This window comes from Yersinia massiliensis, from assembly GCF_003048255.1.
Taxonomy (GTDB): Bacteria; Pseudomonadota; Gammaproteobacteria; order Enterobacterales; family Enterobacteriaceae; genus Yersinia; species Yersinia massiliensis_A.
Genome location: NZ_CP028487.1, coordinates 2,264,807 through 2,287,694, shown reverse-complemented (window position 1 = coordinate 2,287,694; position 22,888 = coordinate 2,264,807). Strand labels below are relative to the sequence as shown.

Here is a 22,888-nt window from a genome sequence, read left to right as displayed (position 1 = left end):
CAGTCACTGGGCAAGCCTCACCTTAAAAGGTATTTTTTAATTACATCGTCCGGGGAACGAATCCGGTAATGTAAGACCCCATATGTATTAGCATCAGGCCAAAAGATAAACTGTGCTATACATCCCTATTACTCTGCCTATTGATCGATACGCTTAAACTGCCGTATATCTGACGACTACAACTTACGGATATAAAGATTTTTTAAATCCGTTAAATCTTGCGGATCTTTGCCGGTAAAACCGCCCACTGTGGGTCGAATCAGGCGGACACTCACACGGTAATAAACCGGTACCATGGCAGAATCTTTATCCAGCAAATTCTCAGCTTGTTGATACAGTGCGGTACGCTCTTGGGTATCTTTAACCACCAGCGCTTTCGCTAAAATTGCATCAAATTCAGGACTCTTATAGAAGAACGTATTATTGCTGCTATCTGATAACAGCATATTGAGGAACGCGGTAGGCTCATTGTAGTCACCACACCAAGTCGCTCTGGCAACATCAAACTGGCCTTGGTGACGACTTTCTAATGAAGTTTTCCATTCTTGGTTTTGTAAGGTGACGGTAGCACCCAGATTTTTTTGCCACATAGAGGCAGCGGCAATCGCCTGCTGTTTATTTTGATCTGATGTGTTGTAGAGCAAATTGAATTTTAATGGATTATTTTCATTGAAACCTGCTTCAGCAAGTAGCTTTCTGGCTTCAACATTGCGTTTTTCTTGTGGCCAACTTGCCCATTCTGGTAATGAAAAATTACCGCCATCAGTGAACGTTGGGGTAAAACCATAAGCTGGGATCTGCCCTTGCCCCATAATTTTGGTGGCAATGATGTCACGATCCAACGTTAATTTAATGGCCGCCCTCACTCTCGCGTCTGTAAATGGCGCTCTTTCGTTATTAATTTCGTAATAAAAAGTACAAAGATACGGGCTAACGTGAACCTGCGATGGCAGGTCTTTTTTCATTTTGGCAAACAGATTGGGGGGAATAGCGCTATTGGTGATATCAATTTCACCGCTACGGTAGCGGTTAATATCGCTCACCTCAGAAGTTATCGGCAAGAAAGTCGCTTTATTAATAACCGTCGCCTTGTTATTCCAATATGTCGGGCTGCGCTCAAGCACAATCCGCTCATTAACTACCCAGTCTTTTAGTTTATAAGCACCGTTGCCGACAAAATTCGTTGGTAGCGTCCATTTATCTCCATACTTTTCAATAACGTCGCGCTTAACCGGTTTCATAGATGTATGAGACAACATGCTAATGAAATAGGGCACCGGCTCGGTCAGCGTTACTTGCAACGTTTTCGCATCTAATGCCTTAACGCCTAGTTGATCAGGTTTTTTGGTGCCCTTTAGGACATCATCGATATTTTCGATTTGGGCATACTGTAAGTAACTGGCGTAAGGTGACCCTATTTTAGGGTCTGCCAAACGTTGCCAGCTATAGACAAAATCTTGTGCTGTGACTGGCGTGCCATCACTCCAAACTGCGTCATCACGTAGGTGGAATGTCCAAACTTTATATCCATCATTATCCCAGTGGGTGGCAACTGCCGGAATAAGATGACCATTGGCATCATTACTCACCAGCCCTTCTAATAGATTCAGGATAATATTTGTTTCAGGGTTACCCTCAACTTTGTGCGGATCTAAAGAAGCGACTTCAGTCCCATTATTGATAGTAATGCTTTGATCTATCGCTAAAACCTCACCAGAAGGCACGCTAGCTGCTGATGAAATAGTAGAAAAAGACAAACTTAGAATAGTACTTATTATCGCCAGTGGTCGCTGCTTAAACTTTATTTGCATGTCTAACTGCCCTTTTACGAGATTTGTGATGTTTTTCTCAAGGTTTGTATTAATCTGCCGCCCACAACGACTAGCAATAACTATTCCAAAAATAAAAAATTGAGGCTCGGTTTCATTGAATAAGCAAGAAATCTCTCATTACCATGTTGTCCGGAAACTAACAGATGCCTAAATTTGACGCCAATAATTTTTACAGAAATGTTAAGTAATTCTCTTTTCTAAGGGCTGTATAACGATAGTTACTCTCTGTATTTACGCAGTTAATCATAATTAAAATGTTTATTATCATGATCATAAGTCATAAAGACATTAGTTTTCAGATAAAAAAGAAGTCTTGAAAATCGTTAAAGACACATAAAATTAACATTTTAGCCTTAGCCAGAATAAACACCTACTCATTGGAGTGTAATCACTAATAACATCTAGATAAATTCAGCACAAGCCCCACAGAATGATGTGAGCATTTTAACAACAAATTGTGTGTTTGTTTTCAACGGAAGGTTGGTATGACGATTATTAAAGACAAACAAATATGCCTTAAGCTAAATTATTTTAGCCTAAAGGTTATTCCTGCAATATTTAAGTGCAATAGATTAAAATTAATACACTATTTGCACCAAAAAGGCGCTTATTTATATCAGGATTGAGATGAGATAAACAAAAAGGCCGCAGGTAAATAACCTGCGGCCTTTCATAATAATGCGTGGGAATGTTCTAAAGTAACCCAGGGAAAAGTGCTTTGATTCCTGTGACAATAAACTCAATACCTAATGCCATCAACAGCAAACCCATGATACGTGTTATTACGTTGATGCCCGTTTGCCCTAGCAATCGAACCAATAGCGGCGCGGCGCGGAATAACAGCCAACAGCAAAATGCAAACAAGGCAACCGCGACAGTTAATCCCAGTAAATTTTGCCAACTATGATAGCGGGAACTCCAGACAATCGTTGAGCTTATCGCACCTGGGCCTGCCATTAACGGCAATGCTAATGGGACAACACCAATACTTTCTCGCACCGCTGTTTCTGTTTTTTCCTGCTTATTCTGCTTATCCTCGCCGAGCTTACCGCTGATCATTGACATCGCAATGCTGACAACCAGAATCCCGCCCGCGATGCGGAATGAATCAATAGAAATACCAAATACAGTTAGAATTGCATCACCCAAGAACAGGGAGATCCACAAAATAATGGCAACAGAAAGGTTAGCCGTTAAGTTAGTTTTATCCCGACCCGCCGGTGCTTGATAGCTGGTCATACTGATAAATACCGGCAAAATCCCGACTGGGTTTACCAGTGCAAATAAGCCAACAAAAAACTTGATGTAACCTGAAAGGTCCAACAATGATTGACTCACATATCACTCCACGCAATTGCTGATAAATGCATCACAGATGAAAAACCATTATAACGAATGCCCCAAACAACACACCTTCATGCCCGTTCGTCGTCATCCTGCGTCGAAAAAGAGACTGACAATGCGCATAAGCTGCCTCGTATAAACCCAGTGTTCAATTGCAGCTCTTTCTACTGAAAATAACCTTTATGACAACACCACGCTCAATATGCGCGCTAATGTAATAGAATTAGCTGTAGGAATCCATGGAATAAACCAGCATTTATACTTGAAATTCAATCACCATTTTAATTGATATCTATTGTTAATTTTCTGTGATGTTAGTGATATTTAAAAGTCAGTAATTATAAGTTAATTCCCTCAAATGATAATTACTCTCAACAAATAATAGCTGAATGGTGTCAGCTTCACGTTTTTGTGATTTAAATCACGAAAAACATACCTAAGAATAGTTAAGCTCTGGTCAGTGGTAGAGAAGAACATCACAAGTTAATTAGGGTTAAAGGTTGAAAAAAGTCGTTTATCCCCCCACCTTTATTACTCGTGAATAAAAGCTCTTTCAGTAAATCAGCGGTAAGAATGAGAAAGTAAGATAATAAAACTGTGTCTATTTGCTCATACAGCTTGCTAGAGCCTGACTATACTAGTTGCTTCAACAGCTCATTTACTAAAAGAGTTTAACATTATCAGGAGAGCATTATGGCTGTAACGAATGTCGCTGAACTTAACGAGCTAGTAGCACGCGTCAAGAAAGCCCAGCGCGAGTATGCCAACTTCACTCAAGAGCAGGTTGATAAAATCTTCCGTGCCGCAGCTTTAGCTGCAGCAGATGCCCGTATTCCTTTAGCCAAATTGGCGGTTGAGGAATCAGGCATGGGTATTGTGGAAGATAAAGTGATCAAGAACCACTTTGCTTCTGAATATATCTACAATGCTTACAAAGATGAAAAGACGTGTGGCATTTTAGAAGAAGATAAAACCTTCGGTACTATTACTATTGCTGAACCTATCGGTTTAATCTGCGGTATCGTACCAACAACTAACCCAACCTCTACCGCTATCTTCAAGGCGTTAATTAGCCTGAAAACCCGTAACGGTATCGTGTTCTCTCCACACCCACGTGCTAAAGACGCAACCAATAAAGCCGCAGATATCGTGCTTCAAGCCGCTATCGCCGCAGGTGCGCCAGCAGATATTATTGGTTGGATTGATGCGCCAACGGTTGAGTTATCTAATCAGCTGATGCACCACCCAGACATTAACCTGATTCTGGCCACAGGTGGCCCAGGCATGGTTAAAGCAGCGTATAGCTCTGGTAAACCAGCGATCGGTGTTGGTGCGGGTAACACCCCAGTTGTTGTTGATGAAACAGCGGATATTAAGCGTGTTGTTGCTTCTATTCTGATGTCTAAAACCTTTGATAACGGCGTGATTTGTGCTTCAGAGCAGTCCATCATCGTTGTAGATTCGGTTTATGATGCCGTTCGTGAGCGTTTCGCGTCTCACGGTGGTTACCTGTTACAAGGTAAAGAACTGAAAGCTGTTCAAGATATTATTCTGAAAAATGGTGGCCTGAACGCGGCTATCGTTGGTCAGCCAGCCACTAAGATTGCTGAAATGGCAGGTATTAAAGTACCAGCCAATACCAAAATTCTTATCGGTGAAGTTAAAGTTGTTGATGAATCCGAACCTTTCGCTCACGAAAAACTGTCACCTACGTTGGCAATGTATCGTGCGAAGAGCTTCGAAGACGCTGTTGAAAAAGCAGAGAAACTGGTGGAAATGGGCGGTATCGGCCATACATCTTGCCTGTATACAGATCAAGATAACCAACCTGCTCGCGTTAAGTATTTCGGCGACAAAATGAAAACCGCCCGAATTCTTATCAACACCCCTGCCTCTCATGGTGGTATCGGTGACCTGTATAACTTCAAAGTAGCGCCATCTCTGACGCTGGGTTGCGGTTCTTGGGGTGGTAACTCCATCTCTGAAAACGTCGGTCCGAAACACTTGATCAACAAGAAAACTGTGGCTAAGCGAGCAGAAAACATGTTGTGGCATAAACTCCCGAAATCTATTTACTTCCGCCGTGGGTCCCTGCCTATTGCACTGGAAGAAGTGGCAACTGACGGTGCAAAACGTGCCTTCATCGTGACTGACCGCTATCTGTTTAACAATGGCTATGCTGACCAAATCACTGGCGTATTGAAATCTCACGGTATCGAAACTGAAGTCTTCTTTGAAGTAGAAGCAGACCCTACCCTGAGCATCGTGCGTAAAGGTGCAGAGCAGATGAACTCCTTCAAACCAGACGTGATCATCGCGCTGGGTGGTGGTTCACCGATGGATGCTGCAAAAATTATGTGGGTCATGTACGAACATCCAGAAACCCACTTTGAAGAACTGGCATTACGCTTTATGGATATCCGTAAACGTATTTACAAGTTCCCGAAAATGGGCGTGAAAGCGAAAATGATCGCGGTCACCACCACATCAGGTACGGGTTCAGAAGTGACACCGTTCGCGGTAGTGACCGACGATGCAACAGGTCAGAAATATCCATTGGCTGACTATGCATTGACTCCAGATATGGCAATTGTTGACGCCAACCTGGTTATGAATATGCCTAAGTCACTGTGTGCCTTTGGTGGTCTTGATGCGGTGACCCATGCACTGGAAGCTTATGTTTCTGTGTTGGCGAACGAATACTCTGATGGTCAGGCGCTGCAAGCACTGAAACTGTTGAAAGAATTCTTGCCAGCCAGTTACAACGAAGGCGCTAAAAACCCAGTTGCGCGCGAACGTGTTCATAATGCCGCGACCATTGCAGGTATCGCATTTGCTAACGCCTTCTTGGGTGTCTGTCACTCAATGGCCCACAAATTGGGTTCTGAGTTCCATATTCCGCACGGCTTGGCAAACGCCATGTTGATTTCGAACGTTATTCGCTATAACGCGAATGATAACCCAACAAAACAGACTGCTTTCAGCCAGTATGACCGCCCACAAGCACGTCGTCGTTATGCTGAAATTGCAGATCATCTGGGTCTGAGTGCACCGGGCGACCGTACCGCACAAAAAATTCAGAAGCTGTTGACGTGGTTAGATGAAATCAAAGCTGAATTGGGGATCCCTGTTTCAATTCGTGAAGCGGGCGTTCAGGAAGCCGATTTCTTAGCCAAAGTAGACAAACTGTCTGAAGATGCGTTTGATGACCAGTGTACCGGTGCTAACCCACGTTACCCACTGATCTCTGAGCTGAAACAGATCTTGATGGATACTTATTACGGCCGTGAATTCAGCGAAGAAATTGACCGTGAAGAAGTTGCAGTTGTAGCTGCACCTGCAGCTAAAGCTGAGAAAAAAGCTAAAAAATAATTATCTTAATGTACGAACCCTATTTCCGGATGGGGTGAGTCGCGAAGATATCACCCTCACAAGCTATTGCCTGTGAGGGTTTCTTTTTATGGCCAGACCTAAAATGTTTGCTATGGTCTCAAACTGAACTCTTCCCGCGACTCCTTTAGCATTCGTCATAAACCCACCAAACAAGGCTCACAGAGCTAATCCTCCCCCTTCCTATGGTAACTCTGCATGGCTTATTCCGTGGCAACAGCGCACGTTTAAATGAGCCTGACAGACCTGATATTTTGGCGTGACTCTTGGACAAGAAAAAGATTTAAAGATTTAAAGACTGAGTGGTATGTAAAAACTAGAGCGATTATGACAATCGAGGAATAGAACTGCGATGGATCGTCATCACCCAACGCCATATCTTGGCTGGCGTTGTATTGTCTGATACGACATGAATACAATAGAAGCTAAGTTACCCCACAATTTCAAAGATGAAACCTGTGAGGCATCTTATAGCCATTATTTAGCGCTTAGCGATAATGCTAGAGACAAGCAGCTTTAATGGCTTCTTTATAATGACGCCGGCAAACTGAGACATAACTCTCATTGCCACCAATAACAATTTGCTCACCGTCATGCACCGCTCTGCCCTGTTCATCCAAACGCAGCACCATGTTCGCTTTGCGACCACAGTGACAAATGGTTTTTAACTCAACCAATTTGTCTGCCCACGAGAGCAAATATTTACTGCCAGGAAATAGCTCACCGAGAAAATCAGTACGTAACCCATAACACAGGACAGGGATGTGTAAATCATCCACCACTTGACACAATTCTTGGACTTGTTCTTTGGTCAGGAATTGGCATTCATCAAGCAAAATACAGTGAACGGGTTTTGTTTGATGCTCAGTAGCAATAATAGATAATAATGATGTTCTGTGATTATAGAGCAAAGCTTGTGAAGATAGCCCTATACGTGAACTGACGGTCCCAACACCAAAGCGGCTATCTATCTCAGCCGTAAATACTAAGGTACGCATACCTCGTTCTTGGTAGTTATAAGAAGACTGTAACAGCGCCGTAGACTTTCCTGCATTCATTGCAGAGTAATAAAAATAAAGTTGAGCCATGGGCTCGTCGCTCCAGTGGTTTAATAAATAGTCAGAATGACAGCATGTATGCAGTTTATCATAAATTCCGACTTTATGCGGTGTTGACTATCTTACGCTATATTACTGTTTTCTTTATTAAGTAATGATAACGTTAATGAAACCGGTAACACCTTCATTTGAAGCTAGTCGCTATAATTAGGTAGGTTACATGAGCAATTTCACAATATTGATGTAGAAAAAGTATGCTGACTGAGCATTAACCAGATTAGCGAAAGTAAGAATCCGTTATGCTAGATATGCAGACCGCACGATTGGTTCATTAATGATACAAGTAATGTGTTCCCATCATTAATTCGTAAAATAGTGATAACAAATATTCTCAGAATCTGACAAATCCAACACAGCTCGCTTTTTTCTTACTGAATCTTTTGTTGTGCCCTATATCAAAATCCCGTTTTCCTGCGCGAACCATTATTGTGCATACCTGCATAGATACAGGGCATTCTTGCTTTATTGATATAAAGCAAACTTATAACTTAGTGAGAAAATCATGTTCTCGTGTAGGGTCATTATCGAACACAATGAACTTTTGCCTTAAAAAAACACGGTAAATAACAAAACGCCATCGCTTATTAGTAGCACGCAGCAACTTTTCATGAATAAAATACGTAAATTCTAGGATACGAATCAAATTGGCTATTGCAGAAATTAAAATAGCACTCTATTATTATCCAGACGCCCCCCCACCAATTATAATTTGAGACCAGGACAATGAGCGAAGCGTTAAAGATTCTTAACAACATCCGTACTCTACGTGCTCAAGCACGCGAATGCACTCTTGAAACTTTAGAAGAAATGCTGGAGAAACTTGAAGTGGTCGTTAATGAACGCCGCGAAGAAGATTCTCAAGTACAAGCTGAGATTGAAGAACGCGAACGTAAATTGAGCCAATACCGTGAAATGCTTATTGCTGACGGTATTGACCCAAATGAACTGCTGCAAACTATGAGTGCAACTAAAGCTACTACTAAAGCTAAGCGTGCTGCACGCCCTGCTAAATATAAGTATGTAGACGAAAATGGCGAAACAAAAACCTGGACAGGCCAAGGCCGTACTCCAGCGGTGATTAAGAAAGCCATTGAAGACGAAGGTAAATCACTGGATGATTTCCTGCTGTAATAGTATTCGTTAATCGACTATTACGATAAAAAAACCCTCTGATAATACGGAGGGTTTTTTTTATCGCTCATGTATATATCACCTATCATTGCTTAACACTCGTGATGTCAAAGATGAATTTACATACACTCGATAAGTCACTGGTGCCACAAACCTATTGATACTGATAAATAACTCTCTGTTATCATTCCGTTTATAACGCTATAAGAATACTCTGTTAATTTTTAGTTCCACAATAATCAGCGTGATCATGGTAAGAGAATCCCCGCCATCTTACGATATAAAGCAATATTGCCTGTCGCTAGTAAGTTTCGCATGTCAGCGTTGAGTACAAAAAATACATTTTATCTTGTACCCAACACATCGTCTTCTAACAATTATTTCACTTGATTAATCGAATCACCGCGTCCAATCCCGTAATAAGTGAAGCCGCGACTATTTAATCGTTCAGGATCGTACAAATTACGCCCATCAAATATTACCGGTTGTTTTAATCTAGATTTGATAACGTCAAAGTCAGGTGCTCTAAAATTTTGCCATTCAGTGCAAATTATCAGTGCATCCGCCCCTTGTAGTGCCGACTCCTTTGTTCCCATTAATTTTAAGTCATCCCTAGCGCCATAAATACGCTGAGCTTCATCCATTGCTTCGGGGTCGTAAGCCTGAATAATTGCACCACCATGCCATAATGCTTCCATTAAAATTCGACTAGGTGCCTCTCGCATATCGTCTGTATTGGGTTTGAATGCTAGTCCCCAAACGGCGAATGTTTTGCCTGCAATCTGTGAATGAAAATGGTGCTGAATAAATTCGGTTAACTTATACTTCTGTTCGTTATTGATTTTCTCGACCGCCTGCAAGAGTTGTGGCTGATAATCGCAACTTTCGGCTGACCTAATTAATGCTTGGATGTCTTTCGGAAAACAGGAACCACCATAGCCGCAACCTGAATAAATGAAGTGATAGCCAATGCGCGAATCAGAACCAATACCTTGACGTACTTTTTCAACATCAGCACCGAGTCTTTCAGCGATATTAGCGATCTCATTCATGAAACTAATTTTTGTCGCCAACATCGCATTCGCTGCATACTTGGTCAGTTCTGCACTGCGAATATCCATGATAAGCATGCGGTCATGATTCCGGTTAAAAGGCTCGTATAGCTCACTAATTAAGTCAATTACACCGTTGTCATGAGTATCAATGCCAATAACAATACGCTCTGGCCGTTTGCAATCAGCAACTGCAGCACCCTCTTTTAGAAATTCTGGGTTTGAAACCACATTAAATGCAATTTCTAAACCTCGCTGCTGCAAAACAGTTTTTATCCTTTGTTGTACTTTATCCGCAGTCCCAACAGGAACCGTAGACTTATCAATGATCACCTTAGGCGCATCCATATATTTCGCTATGGTGTCAGCAACTTCCAGCACATATTTAAGATCAGCGGCACCATCCTCATCAGGAGGTGTGCCAACAGCAATAAATTGAATACAACCATGCGCAACACCCGCCCGTGCATCGGTTGAAAATCGAAGCCTCCCCTCCTCATAATTTTCTTTTACCAAAGGTGCAAGACCAGGCTCAAATATAGCAATACGTCCTTTTTGCAAGTCAGCAACCTTGTTTTCATCAACATCAATGCAAAGGACATCGTGACCAACTTCCGCGAGTACTGCTGCCTGAACAAGCCCTACATAGCCAATACCAAAAACCGTCACTTTCATTCGTTCAATCCTTCCATTGCAATTCAATAAGGGCATACATGCAGCCATTATCAGGAACTAACCTTAATTTAACCTGAGGCGGCATAACCTTATTGATAGAGAATAATAAAATCTGGGTAGAAATTTTCAGACATAAGTAAGGAAGAAAGTATATCAATCGATATTTAACACATCTCGACCGTACACATTGATTGATACAAATTAGGCTTTTTTCGGAATTTCGTTATACAACCATTTATATTCAGAGAGGAAATTCAACGCATGGAAGGAATAAATTAAATGTAGGAATTAGTTATCGCGTCACAAATATAGCATTTGAACTATTTATCTGCTGAAAGCATCAGCCTTAAACGGCTCCCGCCCCCCCAGACTTGACACTGCCATGCGTCACATCGCTGACTTATTTGGTTTAAGTGTGCCGTTTTTAGCGTCCCTAGTGGTACGCCATTACTGAGTTGAACCTGATTTTTCCCCGCACTCACATTTGCATGCAGGCCAGCTGATACCAAAATTAAATTTTTGTATTCCACATGGTAGTAGCCAACAAGTAATGGAAACTGCCCATCCAAATGGGTACGTCTCAGCAGTTGATTAACCTGTTTGAGCAAGGATGACATTTGCGGTAAACGTTGCTGTTGATGCGACAAATGCTCTTGTAGTATCCCGTTAAACAACACCCGCAGTAGTAGAGCAGCCAAAACACCGTTATCCCCAGCTCGGGTCACATCAAGACAATAAAATGCCAAATCATTCTCTGAAAGAGCAGCAATATCAAGTACGAGGCCTGGTTGTTCAACCATTGTCAGTTGCCGATAATTTATACGGCAATGTGCAATAGTCTGCTGCGCTGGTGGCTGTAATTGTTTTAGTAACTGTGCTGCATCATAAGGATTTTTGCGCAAAGCTTCCCAATCCTGGATAAGTTCTGTCTCTTCTATCGCGTGAGAGGTGAAAACCACAGGATAAAGACAGGCCAACACAGCCTCACGTAGCCTATTCAAATCGACGATTGGTTTCAAAAGGACGTCTTTTACGCCAAGACGCAAGACTGTTGCGATATCAGTCATTTTATCGGTGGCAGATATAACTAAGACAGGGATCTTTATCCCTTGAATGAGTAGACGTTCAACAAACTCGATACCACCCATTTTAGGCATAGCAAGATCGCAAAGTATCAGGTCCGGAGACTGGATTTTAAGTTGCTCTAATGCCTTTAGTCCATTCTCCGCCTGATAAACGGTCGCACCCAGTGAACATAGGAATCCTGCGATGACGGAACGGAAAACCGTTTCATCTTCGACAACTAAAATATTTTTACCTGCTAGTGGTTTTTCCATTCACTGCTTCTCTTGCTAATCTTATGTGTAATAGTGGCTCAAAATAGTTATTTGTGCTTGTCAGAAATTGTCACACCTACTTCGCTTTTCTAGTATGTGTATTGCTGCTACATACTGATGCCCGCACTACCTGACTAAATGGCGTAGTTGCTCAAATTTGTTCTCCGTAGCTATTTTACCCGCTGAAATCGCCTCCTCTGCTCGATGAAAATCTAGCATTGAGATCTGCGGGCAATAAGGTTGGATGAGCACATCAGGAGGGTCTCCTGCCATACGATTGCGTTTTAGCCTGTTTTCCAAAACCTGAATAGATGTAGACATGATTTCCATGGCACTAGGAATGGTCTTAGGCGTGCTAATCGAGAAATTGGCGATATGTGTTTTCAGGCGTTGCTGCCAATTTTCTGGTATATCCAAAGGCTTATTTTCAGCTGAAGATTGCGAAGTAAACAAATCTTGCTGAACAAGATGTGCATCATGTTGTAAATCGACGGCAATCACGATGTCTGCGCCCAAGGCTCTAGCTAAAGAAATAGGAACAGGGTTAACGACCGCGCCATCAACTAACCAATAACTGCCAAACTGCACAGGAGAAAATAACCCCGGCATGCTGCAAGATGCTCTAATGGCCTGCTTAATGTCCCCTTCTGTAAGCCATAATTCGCGACCCGTTGTTAAATTTGTAACAACCGAACCAAATGGCAACTTACACTCAGCGATGGCTTGGGTATTGATGATTTCGTTTACAGCATTAAACACTCGTTCTCCGCGAAGTAATCCTCCGCGGCGCCAGGAAAAATCCATCAACCGAATGACATCCCAATACTTAAATGAACGGACCCAACGCTCAATATCGTCCAAGTGGTCAGTAGCATAAGCGGCACCAACTAACGAACCAACAGAACAACCCGCGACAATATCAATCTTGACGCCCATATTATTTAGCGCGTTGATCACACCTATGTGCGCCCAACCTTTTGCAGCGCCAGCCCCTAGTGCCAGTCCAACCTTGATTTTTCTCATTTTATTTCGTCCATTTTAATCAGTTTGGCACTTTATTAATCAACTTAAACAATCGGGTATTAGGAACCTCGCTAACAAAACGACAGAGTCTATAAATTAGTAAGCAGCGACCTAGTTGTCACTCAGATGAAAAGTGTATATTTCTCAATCTCAGTGATCGTCTTTGTTCTAGAACTATAGTGAATATTTATCGCTCTGGGAGATTGAAACAAATAGTTTACACTTCATTACTAACATATAGCTTAAAAACAGTTGGACATACTGTGAATGTTGAAATATGCCAAACCGATCTGTTTAATCCTGAAGTTATTGCACTCATTGCTCAATTAGATGCGTACCAAGATGTACTCTATCCAGTTGAAAGTAATCATGCTGTATCAATTGAGAGTATGCGTTTAGTAAGAACATTTGCTTACATTGCTAAATTAGAGGGTAAGGTCGTTGGCTGCGCGATTCTTTTTTTGCCTAATACGCCATTCCCAGAGATTAAGCGCGTTTTTGTTTCTCCTGATCAACGAGGTTATGGAATAGCAACAATGCTAATAACCACGATCATCAATAAATCCAAGGTATTTGATATCAGTAAAATATATTTAGAAACAGTAGCTTATCAATCTAGTGCCGTACAATTGTACCGGCATTTAGGATTCGAGGTTACCTCTACGTTTGGGGACTACCAGCATGATGCTTTAAGTATTTATATGGTGAAGTCTTTGGGAGAAGTGAGTTGATAGAATGGTGAAATGAAGGACTGAGCCTATTTTGACTAACGTTTTTTGAATTTATTATTCAGGAAAATAAAATAAGGAGTGGCTAAAAATTCACTTAATCAAAGTGTCAATCAAGACTAATCCTAAAAATAAGAATTTTAGAAAATAATATGAAATTCGATAAATTGACATGCCTATTTCTATCGAATTTCATAGTTCGTTCTTAATCGCTATAGTGACATCTGCGATGTATGAAATAGCCACAGAACATTATGATGACTTACAGGTGATTAATAAAATAATTACCCGTTAATAGTGCCAAATGAAACACTCATTTTTTCAAACATTGCGATGACTTTATTGATCAATTTCATGGGTAGCTCCAGCAAATATCATTATTTTTATGTGACACACATCACAGTTATTAAGTTACGCCATAATGAAACGGCGGTCAAGTATTTTTGTGATGTAAGTCACAAAACTTGTTGGCGTCGCAAAACAACAATAAATGATCAACTTTGAACCTCATCGCACGATTAGGTAAGATACCCTCAAATCTACTCAGTTTTTTGTCAATTGGCGTTTGAACGTATTTGCTGTTCAACCAAGAGACGACATGATTAATAGTTTCGGAGAAATTTTGTCAGAACAGTGTCCATGCGGTAGCGCCATTGAATACAAAAAATGCTGTGAGCCCTATCATTTATCTACGCAGGTCGCTGCTTCCCCTGCGATTCTTATGCGTTCACGTTATAGTGCCTATGCCAAAAAGAATGTGGATTATCTGATTAAAACATGGCATCCAGATTGTAATGCGCAAGAATGGCGCGCAGGGATAGAGCAAAGCTTTGCCAATACGCTATGGCACCGATTGATCGTCATTACCGAAACCACTGGCAGTCATGAAGATGAAGGCTTTGTCGAGTTTATTGCCCATTTTACCGATGACAATAAGGCGCAACGCAGCGTTATGCATGAACGTTCTCGCTTTCTTCGAATTGAGAAAAACTGGTATTATATTGATGGCGTGCGGCCTTCCGTAGGAAGAAATGATGCATGCCCTTGCGGTTCAGGGACAAAATATAAGAAATGCTGTGGACATGGTTAATAATTTCGCTTTATGACTTCAGCAATTTCAAAAACTAAACTTACACAACATCAAGTAATGTTAAGACAGGATTTAGCACCTTATGCCACACCAGAACGTACAAAAGAAAGTGTTACGCACTATTTGCCCTGATGCCAAAGGCTTAATCGCTAAAATCACCAATATTTGTTACAAGCACCAACTGAATATTGTTCAGAATAACGAATTCGTTGATCATTTGACGGGCCGTTTTTTCATGCGGACAGAGTTAGAAGGTATTTTTAACGATACCACTCTGCTGGCAGATTTGGATGATGCGTTACCAGAAGGCACTAACCGTGAGTTACACACTGCGGGACGGCGTCGGATTGTCATCATGGTAACGAAAGAAGCGCATTGTCTCGGCGACTTACTAATGAAAAGTGCTTATGGCGGGTTGGATGTAGAAATTGCTGCAGTAATTGGAAACCACGATGCCCTGCAGAACTTAGTTGAGCGCTTTGATATCCCCTTCCACTTAATCAGTCATGAAGGCTTAACTCGCGATCAACATGACCAACGTTTAATTGAGAAAATTGAACAATATCAGCCAGACTACGTGGTTCTCGCTAAATATATGCGTGTGCTCACGCCAGCCTTTGTGCAACGTTTCCCGTATCAAATTATCAATATCCATCACTCATTCTTACCTGCATTTATTGGCGCACGACCTTACCATCAAGCCTATGAGCGGGGAGTAAAGATCATTGGCGCCACTGCGCACTATGTAAATGATAGTTTAGATGAAGGCCCAATCATCATGCAGGATGTGATCCATGTTGATCACTCGTATACTGCTGAAGATATGATGCGAGCGGGTCGTGATGTTGAAAAAAACGTGCTTAGTCGTGCTTTATATCGTGTTTTAGCGCAACGCGTTTTTGTGTACGGTAACCGCACAGTGATTTTGTAAGCAGAGATAAGAAAGATTTTTTGCCCAGATATTCATCTACACGGACAAAAAAACATCTAACAAATTATTTTTTTCATTTCAAGTCTTTACAGGGGCGCTTCATTTGATATGATGCGCCCCGCTTACCAAGAGAGCGTTGCTAAGCATGTTAGGCCAGTGGTGGGGTTCCCGAGCGGCCAAAGGGAGCAGACTGTAAATCTGCCGTCATCGACTTCGAAGGTTCGAATCCTTCCCCCACCACCATTTATTGCATATCTATCAATGTCTCAGCATTAGGTCAGGCCATTTTTAGTAAAAACCACAGAATCAGTGGTGGGGTTCCCGAGCGGCCAAAGGGAGCAGACTGTAAATCTGCCGTCATCGACTTCGAAGGTTCGAATCCTTCCCCCACCACCATCTCTACAAACTCCCTACGCATTCAGCAAACTTTTAACTCAAAAATAGCTTCAATCTGGGGAAGGTGAGAACCTTCGACAAGGTTCGCGCCGAGCGTAGCGAGACAACAACGCACCGCGTTGGCCCGAAGGGTGAGGAACGAAGTGACGAATCATCCTTCCCCCACCACCATCTCTACAAACTCCCTACGCATTCAGCAAACTTTTAACTCAAAAATAGCTTCAATCTGGGGAAGGTGAGAACCTTCGACAAGGTTCGCGCCGAGCGTTGCGGCGCAGCTCCTCATTATGGATTGATTTATTGATATATATTTTACGCTTGACGATTAAGTTGAAATAACTTTCACCCAAAGAAAAATACTGTGAAATTACCTGATACCAAACAACGTCACATCATTTAAAAGTCAGATAAGTTTAGTCCAGTGTTTGAATATAATCGATCAGTCTATTCAAGACACTGGAATGGGAACGTGACTTATAAAAATATAACTTACCTCCATGATTTAAGCTCGAGAAATTTATAAACTCAAGTTCAGATTTACCATTAAAATTGTCCATCACGGAATCTGTAATGCAGATGTAGCGCCCAGAATAGATAAAACTCAAGCAACACGCTAAATTATCAACCAATCTAACACTAACCTTACCATGTTGTTTTTTAACAGATTCCTCTAGATTCTTAACAAATTGGCTTCTATATACAATAGGATTACATAGCCAAATGTTATTGTGGAGTATATTTAATACATCTTGACTCTCATTCGCAATCCCTTTCCTGCCATAAATACCAAATCCACTATCTGGAACTTCATTCAGTAGCATAAATCTATCACTAGATATAATTTCCGATGATAGAATCAATGAGTTCCCATCATAATCTCCTATATCATCGATGCTTTCATAATAAAATTTAATTATGTTTGCTTGAATGTTGTTCTTTTCAGCCATTAAATATATTTTTGTCAAACTTTCACTTTTACCCCAGTCGTAATACAGATTGATAACATTGGATACATGACCAGTAAGATGTTTTTTGGTTATCTCTTTCTCCTGCTGATACAGATCTTTTAGATCATTATATAAAACCTCACCATCCCTAGTTAAACTCATACCGAACTTTTCTCGCTTGAATAACTTTTTCCCGATAATATATTCAAAGTCTTTGATTGATTTTGCCACGGGCGGTGTTGTTCTATTCATCACCCTAGCAGCCTTACTCAACGAGCCATTTTCAACCACAGCCATAAAGGCTTCTAGCTTTCTAGATAGAAACATAATTCACTAGTCCTTTGAGTAAAAATCCATAGAAATAAATATGTATTGATACATTCTTGCCATTAGTTAAAAGCATAATTTAGCATTGAATGAATTTTATATATGATTTTTATATTTAATAATTACAATATAAATGTTTTCTGCATAGATACTTACAGTGAGAATATACTTCACACTAATATATCTTGATGATTCTTTATATATTAACACCTTAGCATTACCTCTATTTCTAACAGACAAATGATCGTAGTTCCATGATTTATAATCATTATGTTTTGTTTGTCATGTTACAAAATCAATTGGTACATCTGAATGTACAACTTTAAAACTCACTTAGGAAAGATACATGCATCACACTATCGTGCATTAATTATCATCATCATGAACGATGAAAATCAATTCACATCAACTTATAAAGGAGTATAAAATTAATTGACGAGTCGATACTTAAGTTACTTTTTAGATAACACAATCACTACCCACTCATCAACATCCTATTCACTTCACCTCTAATTACATTCAAACATTATTAATACAATTAAGAATAAGTAGAACTCTAGAAATAGAACAACTATCAATTTTAAATAAAAAGTTAATCTTCGCAAAAGTCTATTGACCACTTTAAATTATTTTTAGAATTCGCATTACGTAATAAGAACTCCAAAACTAAAACAGTAAATATCATTTTCGATCACTCATTGTATCTTGTTTGTGGATTACATTTTGATTCTGTATCTGCTAATATTCAAAACTATTTCTTTACGAATCAACGGTGTTGACCATGAAGTTTGTCTCTTTTAATATCAATGGATTGCGAGCAAGACCGCACCAGCTCGCCGCAATAATTGAGCAACATCAGCCTGATGTTATCGGCCTTCAGGAAACAAAAGTGCATGACGACATGTTTCCTCTGGAGGATGTCAGCCAATACGGTTATCACGTATTTTATCATGGGCAAAAAGGCCATTACGGTGTTGCACTGTTAACGAAAGAAAAACCTTTAGCAGTACGTCGTGGCTTCCCAACAGATGAAGAAGATGCGCAACGTCGCATCATCATGGCTGACATTGCGACACCACAAGGTCCTCTAACTGTTATTAATGGTTATTTCCCGCAGGGGGAAAGTCGCGACCACCCTACAAAATTCCCCGCAAAGGCCCGTTTTTACGCAGATCTACAGCAGTATTTAGAACAGCAATTTTCAACCGACGCCCAAGTATTGGTTATGGGTGATATTAATATAAGCCCGACGGACTTAGATATTGGTATCGGGGAAGATAGTCGTAAACGCTGGTTACGTACTGGAAAGTGTTCATTCTTACCTGAAGAGCGTGAGTGGCTGGCACAATTACAAAATTGGGGTTTAGTCGATACTTTCCGAGCTGCAAATCCGGATTGCAACGATCAATTTTCGTGGTTTGATTATCGTTCACGAGGCTTTGATGAGAATAGAGGCCTACGCATTGACTTACTGTTGGCAAGTCCCCCATTAGCCGCTCGTTGTATTGCCACAGGGATTGATTATGAGATCCGTGGAATGGAAAAACCATCCGATCACGCTCCTGTTTGGTCTGAATTTCAGTTCTAATTAATAGAGTGGCCTAATAACTGGCAGTACTATTTTATTGTCACTGAGCGATATGGATAAATTCAAATGATCGAAGTTGTCGCCGCAATTATCGAACGCAACGATAAAATTTTGCTTGCTCAGCGAAACGCCTCTAGTGATCAAGCTGGTTTATGGGAATTTCCTGGCGGAAAAGTTGAGGCTGGCGAAAACCAGCCTCAAGCATTGATTCGGGAACTTAGCGAGGAGTTAAATATTGTCGCTACTGTCGCCGGTTATATCGCCACCAACCAATGGGATTCGGGTAAGAATATTATCCGGCTCCATGCCTGGCACATTAAATCCTTCAGTGGAGAACCGGAACGACATTGCCATTCGGCCTTTGTTTGGTTGCCACCAGTGGATGCTTATGCCTATCCACTGGCACCGGCAGACATTCCACTCTTAGATGCTTTTATTACATACAGGCAGTTATTCGCACTGGGTTAAGTTTGGGTGACCACTCAGTCAAGCTATCGTGTTAATCTTTTCCATATCAATGGATTGGTGCCGACCACACTGGAATCACGCACACATTGCAACACTTCACCTTCGATTCGTAACACTGCACCTTCCGAATAATTCTGGTTCTGATAAATACAGCAGCGGGTACAAGGATTATTGTTGCTATTGCGATTTGAGGAGTTATTCCAAACCTCAGGTGGTAATGGGACGACAACATCAACATTGTTACGATTGGCCATCACCGCACTGGACATCAGTGTGGCAAAGCCCATAAAACCTAGTAATACCCATGTTTTCATGACTTAATCTCCTTGGCTTTGCTCGGTGTTTTCTTTCGTTTCTTTGTTGCCCCTGACGGCGCAGCTGGCAACCCACGAAACACCTGAGATGAGCGGTTTTGGTTTTGTTTTGCCTGACTAATTAAGTCCTGCAGCGTAGCCACTAATGGTTGCATAAAATCCTGATACCGACAGTTTTTCTCGCTAATTTGCGTCAGCGTCGACTCCCAATGCGCCGTCATATCGGGTCGTGCTGCAATATCCGGTAGAGCGTGAATCAATGCTCTTCCGGCAGGACTTGCATGGATATATCGCCCTTTTTTAAATAAAAATGTACGTTTAAAGAGTAGCTCAATGATCCCTGCACGTGTCGCTTCAGTACCCAGGCCATCCGTTGCGCGCAACACTTTTTTCAGCTCTTTATCCTGAACAAAACGTGCAATACCTGTCATCGCTGATAATAAGCTGGCATCTGTGAAGGGCCTTGGCGGCTGTGTTTGCCGTTCGACCACCTCACCACGCTCACACAATAACTCAGCGCCTTTTTCAACGACAGGCAAAGGTGCGCCTTCATTCTCTTCATCACGCTCTTTGCTGCCTAGCAAGGTACGCCAACCCGCTTCTGCCAGAAAACGGGCTTTCGCAATAAACTTCCCGCCAGCAATATCCAATTCAATGACGCACTTTCTAAACTGCGCATCAGGGCAGAACTGCATCAGATATTGTTGCGCGACTAAACGGTATACTTTGCCCTCATCAATTGTCAGGTTCACGTGACTCGCGCGTGCTGTAGGGATAATAGCGTGGTGAGCGTCGACTTTTTTATCGTCCCAACAACGATTGCGACGATCGCTGTCCATCACCTCAAGTGGCAACAAATCTGCTTGATGAATGCTAATTGCATTAAGTACCGAATGACGCCCAGCAAAATGCTCTTCTGGTAGGTATCGGCAATCTGAACGAGGATAGGTAATCAATTTGTGCGTTTCGTACAAACGCTGGCAAATATCCAGCACTTGCTGTGCACTTAGCCCAAATCTTTTCGCTGCTTCAATCTGTAATGTCGATAACGAGAATGGCAACGGCGCGATTTCTGATTCCCGTTTATCATTATAGGATGTAACAAATGCAGGTTGGCCTGTAATGCGGTTGACAACATGTTCAGCCAAGGGCCGATGCAGTAACCGCCCTTCTTCATCCTGATAGGATTCACAGGAATCACTCGGCTGCCACTGCGCAACAAAACGCTCATCTGCAGGTGTGACAATATGCGCTTTCACTTCGAAAAAATCTTTGGAGACAAAATCTTCAATTTCTTCATCGCGGCGCACCACCAGCCCTAAGACCGGCGTTTGCACGCGGCCGACGGATAAAACACCATCATAGCCCGCATTTCGGCCAAGAATGGTATAAGCCCGGGTCATATTGATGCCATAGAGCCAGTCGGCGCGAGCACGTGCTAAGGCAGAGACGCATAACGGGATAAACTCCCGATTATCGCGTAATCGCTCGACCGCACGTTCGACGGCCTGCGGGTTTAAATCGTTAATCAGGCAACGGCGCACATTTTGGCGTTTCTCAGCCACCAACTCGAGGTAATCCAAGACTTCATCAACGAGTAACTGCCCTTCACGATCGGGGTCACCCGCATGAACGACTTCATCGGCCTGTAGCAATAACTGTTTGATTACATTTAGTTGTTTACTGACTGACGGACGCGGTTGAAGTTGCCATTTTTCGGGAATGATCGGTAAATCAGCCAGTGACCAGCGCGCATAGCGGCTATCGTAGGCATCAGGCTGAGCTTGCTCCAATAAGTGCCCCACACACCATGTCACCATTTGATCATTACCGCAGGCAATGAATCCATCACCCCGACGATGCGGTTTTGGCAAAATATCTGCTATTGCTCGTGCCAAGCTAGGTTTTTCGGCAATAAAAAGTCGCATCATTCACCGCATAAATACGTCAAAGAAAAGATCATTCTGCAATCTCTATTAGCGCCCGATGATGATCAACTTCGCTTAATTCACCGATAGGGCTGAGCGTCAAACCATGTTGTGCCGCAACTGCTTGTACCTCGGTTTCAGCTTCGGACAATACGGCTAGTAGTAAGCCACCGGAAGTTTGCGGGTCACATAATAGTTTTTTCTGGAGATCGGTCATGTCACCTATCAGATGACCATAGCTATCAAAGTTACGTTCTGTGCCACCCGGCACGCAGCCCTCAGCAATATACTTTTCAACGGCAGGTAAACGTGGGATCGCAGAGAAATGTAGCGTTGCCTGAACGCCAGAGCCTTGACAGATTTCGCTTAAATGCCCCAGCAGACCAAAACCGGTCACATCCGTCATTGCTGTGACACCGGGGATATGGGCGAAGTCAGCACCAGACTTATTCAATTGGCACATTGTTTCAGTCGCAACGCCCTGATGTTCTGGTCGCAATTTACTTTTCTTTTCTGCTGTGGTCAGAATGCCAATGCCTAGCGGTTTAGTCAGAAACAGCTTACAGCCAGCTTTAGCAGCACTGTTTTTCTTCACTTGTTCTGTACTGACAATGCCTGTGACCGCCAAACCAAAAATCGGTTCTGGCGCATCAATGGAATGACCACCTGCTAACGAAATCCCAGCCTGCTGACAAACATGTCTTCCACCTTCGATGACCTGTTGTGCGATTTCCGGTGCCAATTTATCTATCGGCCAACCGAGAATCGCAATGGCCATAATAGGTTTTCCCCCCATGGCATAGATGTCACTGATAGCATTAGTGGCGGCTATGCGACCAAAATCAAAAGGATCGTCAACGATCGGCATAAAAAAATCAGTGGTACTGATAATGCCAACACCACTACCAATGTCATAGACCGCCGCATCGTCACGTGTCTCATTTCCCACCAGCAGACGGGGATCGATAAACTTCTGTTGCTCAGAATGCAAAATTTTATCCAATACTTTTGGTGAAATTTTGCAACCGCAGCCCGCGCCGTGGCTGTATTGAGTAAGACGTATCGCTGGCGATGTCATAACACTCTCCCGTCTGGTGGTCAGTAATCAGCGGCTTAACCGAAGGTTAAACTATTTAGTCAGGAATGCTGCGTATAGGGCAAGTATCCAGAGTGCCTATGGTAGCGCCTAAGGCGTGGATTGGTAAGTAGGGACCCGCTGTCGGGTAGATAGGTTGGTCACAAAGCAGGCGATAACGCAGCTTGTCATCG

Annotated in this window: 17 protein-coding genes, 2 tRNA genes and 1 other RNA gene; 10 read left to right on the top strand and 10 right to left on the bottom strand. The window is 42.2% G+C overall.

The genetic code is table 11. The annotated features are described in order from the left end of the window. Positions 1–176: 176 nt before the first annotated feature. Together DA391_RS10755 and DA391_RS10750 are read right to left on the bottom strand one after the other, a co-directional pair. A complete protein-coding gene (locus tag DA391_RS10755) occupies positions 177–1,811 on the bottom strand; it encodes an ABC transporter substrate-binding protein (RefSeq protein ID WP_050285683.1) in 1,635 nt (544 codons plus the stop codon). 714 nt (positions 1,812–2,525) lie between these two features. Further along, on the bottom strand, positions 2,526–3,170 hold the full coding sequence (locus DA391_RS10750; RefSeq protein WP_049607202.1) for a YchE family NAAT transporter: 645 nt from the start codon (positions 3,168–3,170) through the stop codon (positions 2,526–2,528). Positions 3,171–3,869: 699 nt separating this feature from the next. Between DA391_RS10750 and adhE the strand changes: the two genes are divergently transcribed. Next, positions 3,870–6,548 carry a bifunctional acetaldehyde-CoA/alcohol dehydrogenase gene (adhE, locus tag DA391_RS10745; protein WP_050080694.1) on the top strand — a complete coding sequence of 893 codons (2,679 nt, stop codon included), beginning with the start codon at positions 3,870–3,872 and terminating at the stop codon, positions 6,546–6,548. 518 nt (positions 6,549–7,066) lie between these two features. Here the strand turns inward: adhE and DA391_RS10740 are convergent. Beyond that, positions 7,067–7,654 (bottom strand): thymidine kinase, encoded by a 588-nt coding sequence (locus tag DA391_RS10740; protein WP_050080693.1) that lies wholly within the window; start codon positions 7,652–7,654, stop codon positions 7,067–7,069. Between the two features lie 753 nt (positions 7,655–8,407). On the opposite strand from DA391_RS10740, the gene hns reads away from it, so the two are divergent. Beyond that, a complete protein-coding gene (gene hns, locus DA391_RS10735) occupies positions 8,408–8,815 on the top strand; it encodes a histone-like nucleoid-structuring protein H-NS (protein ID WP_050080690.1) in 408 nt (135 codons plus the stop codon). A gap of 377 nt (positions 8,816–9,192) precedes the next feature. On the opposite strand, the gene DA391_RS10730 is transcribed toward hns, so the two are convergent. The 3 genes from DA391_RS10730 to rssA form a co-directional block, all read right to left on the bottom strand. Next, on the bottom strand, positions 9,193–10,542 hold the full coding sequence (locus DA391_RS10730; protein WP_050873122.1) for a UDP-glucose dehydrogenase family protein: 1,350 nt from the start codon (positions 10,540–10,542) through the stop codon (positions 9,193–9,195). Positions 10,543–10,862: 320 nt separating this feature from the next. Then, positions 10,863–11,879, bottom strand: coding sequence for a two-component system response regulator RssB (rssB, locus tag DA391_RS10725; RefSeq protein ID WP_050080687.1), 1,017 nt, complete (start codon positions 11,877–11,879; stop codon positions 10,863–10,865). Positions 11,880–12,005: 126 nt separating this feature from the next. Further along, complete coding sequence (gene rssA, locus DA391_RS10720; protein ID WP_057642993.1) at positions 12,006–12,902, bottom strand: patatin-like phospholipase RssA; 897 nt, start codon at positions 12,900–12,902, stop codon at positions 12,006–12,008. A 263-nt stretch (positions 12,903–13,165) separates the two neighbouring features. On the opposite strand from rssA, the gene DA391_RS10715 reads away from it, so the two are divergent. From DA391_RS10715 to DA391_RS10690, 6 genes are all read left to right on the top strand, one after another. After that, the gene (locus DA391_RS10715) at positions 13,166–13,633 is read left to right on the top strand and encodes a GNAT family N-acetyltransferase (protein ID WP_098904553.1); all 468 of its coding nucleotides are present in this window, start codon (positions 13,166–13,168) and stop codon (positions 13,631–13,633) included. 619 nt (positions 13,634–14,252) lie between these two features. Then, positions 14,253–14,720, top strand: coding sequence for a YchJ family protein (locus DA391_RS10710; RefSeq protein WP_050080779.1), 468 nt, complete (start codon positions 14,253–14,255; stop codon positions 14,718–14,720). Positions 14,721–14,802: 82 nt separating this feature from the next. Then, positions 14,803–15,651, top strand: a complete 849-nt coding sequence (purU, locus tag DA391_RS10705; protein ID WP_019210135.1) for a formyltetrahydrofolate deformylase — start codon at positions 14,803–14,805, stop codon at positions 15,649–15,651. 158 nt (positions 15,652–15,809) lie between these two features. After that, positions 15,810–15,894: transfer RNA gene (locus DA391_RS10700), tRNA-Tyr, on the top strand. A gap of 68 nt (positions 15,895–15,962) precedes the next feature. Further along, a tRNA-Tyr gene (locus DA391_RS10695) sits at positions 15,963–16,047 on the top strand. A gap of 44 nt (positions 16,048–16,091) precedes the next feature. Next, positions 16,092–16,218: non-coding RNA, RtT sRNA (locus tag DA391_RS10690), on the top strand. A 242-nt stretch (positions 16,219–16,460) separates the two neighbouring features. Here the strand turns inward: DA391_RS10690 and DA391_RS10685 are convergent. After that, positions 16,461–17,321, bottom strand: coding sequence for a LysR family transcriptional regulator (locus DA391_RS10685; RefSeq protein ID WP_050873125.1), 861 nt, complete (start codon positions 17,319–17,321; stop codon positions 16,461–16,463). A gap of 781 nt (positions 17,322–18,102) precedes the next feature. Here DA391_RS10685 and xthA point away from each other — a divergent pair. Beyond that, positions 18,103–18,909 (top strand): exodeoxyribonuclease III, encoded by an 807-nt coding sequence (gene xthA / locus DA391_RS10680; protein WP_050080682.1) that lies wholly within the window; start codon positions 18,103–18,105, stop codon positions 18,907–18,909. Positions 18,910–18,975: 66 nt separating this feature from the next. Beyond that, positions 18,976–19,377 carry a pyrimidine (deoxy)nucleoside triphosphate diphosphatase gene (locus DA391_RS10675; RefSeq protein ID WP_050285688.1) on the top strand — a complete coding sequence of 134 codons (402 nt, stop codon included), beginning with the start codon at positions 18,976–18,978 and terminating at the stop codon, positions 19,375–19,377. Between the two features lie 23 nt (positions 19,378–19,400). Here the strand turns inward: DA391_RS10675 and DA391_RS10670 are convergent, their stop codons facing one another. The 3 genes from DA391_RS10670 to selD are packed head-to-tail and all read right to left on the bottom strand — an operon-like array spanning position 19,401 to position 22,697. Continuing rightward, positions 19,401–19,691: a DUF1496 domain-containing protein gene (locus tag DA391_RS10670; protein ID WP_050080680.1), complete on the bottom strand. Its 291-nt coding sequence runs from the start codon at positions 19,689–19,691 to the stop codon at positions 19,401–19,403. Continuing rightward, on the bottom strand, positions 19,688–21,619 hold the full coding sequence (locus DA391_RS10665; protein ID WP_050285689.1) for a DNA topoisomerase III: 1,932 nt from the start codon (positions 21,617–21,619) through the stop codon (positions 19,688–19,690). The genes DA391_RS10670 and DA391_RS10665 overlap by 4 nt, the downstream gene beginning before the upstream one ends. 31 nt (positions 21,620–21,650) lie before the next feature. Continuing rightward, the gene (selD, locus tag DA391_RS10660) at positions 21,651–22,697 is read right to left on the bottom strand and encodes a selenide, water dikinase SelD (RefSeq protein ID WP_108087689.1); all 1,047 of its coding nucleotides are present in this window, start codon (positions 22,695–22,697) and stop codon (positions 21,651–21,653) included. Between the last annotated feature and the right edge of the window lie 191 nt (positions 22,698–22,888).

What these genes read in the sequence shown, in the direction of transcription:
- DA391_RS10755 (WP_050285683.1), bottom strand. Translation starts at nt 1,811, where the DNA reads ATGCAAATAAAGTTTAAGCAGCGACCACTGGCGATAATAAGTACTATT.
- adhE (WP_050080694.1), top strand. Translation starts at nt 3,870, where the DNA reads ATGGCTGTAACGAATGTCGCTGAACTTAACGAGCTAGTAGCACGCGTC.
- DA391_RS10740 (WP_050080693.1), bottom strand. Translation starts at nt 7,654, where the DNA reads ATGGCTCAACTTTATTTTTATTACTCTGCAATGAATGCAGGAAAGTCT.
- hns (WP_050080690.1), top strand. Translation starts at nt 8,408, where the DNA reads ATGAGCGAAGCGTTAAAGATTCTTAACAACATCCGTACTCTACGTGCT.
- DA391_RS10730 (WP_050873122.1), bottom strand. Translation starts at nt 10,542, where the DNA reads ATGAAAGTGACGGTTTTTGGTATTGGCTATGTAGGGCTTGTTCAGGCA.
- rssB (WP_050080687.1), bottom strand. Translation starts at nt 11,879, where the DNA reads ATGGAAAAACCACTAGCAGGTAAAAATATTTTAGTTGTCGAAGATGAA.
- rssA (WP_057642993.1), bottom strand. Translation starts at nt 12,902, where the DNA reads ATGAGAAAAATCAAGGTTGGACTGGCACTAGGGGCTGGCGCTGCAAAA.
- purU (WP_019210135.1), top strand. Translation starts at nt 14,803, where the DNA reads ATGCCACACCAGAACGTACAAAAGAAAGTGTTACGCACTATTTGCCCT.
- DA391_RS10685 (WP_050873125.1), bottom strand. Translation starts at nt 17,321, where the DNA reads ATGTTTCTATCTAGAAAGCTAGAAGCCTTTATGGCTGTGGTTGAAAAT.
- xthA (WP_050080682.1), top strand. Translation starts at nt 18,103, where the DNA reads ATGAAGTTTGTCTCTTTTAATATCAATGGATTGCGAGCAAGACCGCAC.
- DA391_RS10675 (WP_050285688.1), top strand. Translation starts at nt 18,976, where the DNA reads ATGATCGAAGTTGTCGCCGCAATTATCGAACGCAACGATAAAATTTTG.
- DA391_RS10670 (WP_050080680.1), bottom strand. Translation starts at nt 19,691, where the DNA reads ATGAAAACATGGGTATTACTAGGTTTTATGGGCTTTGCCACACTGATG.
- DA391_RS10665 (WP_050285689.1), bottom strand. Translation starts at nt 21,619, where the DNA reads ATGCGACTTTTTATTGCCGAAAAACCTAGCTTGGCACGAGCAATAGCA.
- selD (WP_108087689.1), bottom strand. Translation starts at nt 22,697, where the DNA reads ATGACATCGCCAGCGATACGTCTTACTCAATACAGCCACGGCGCGGGC.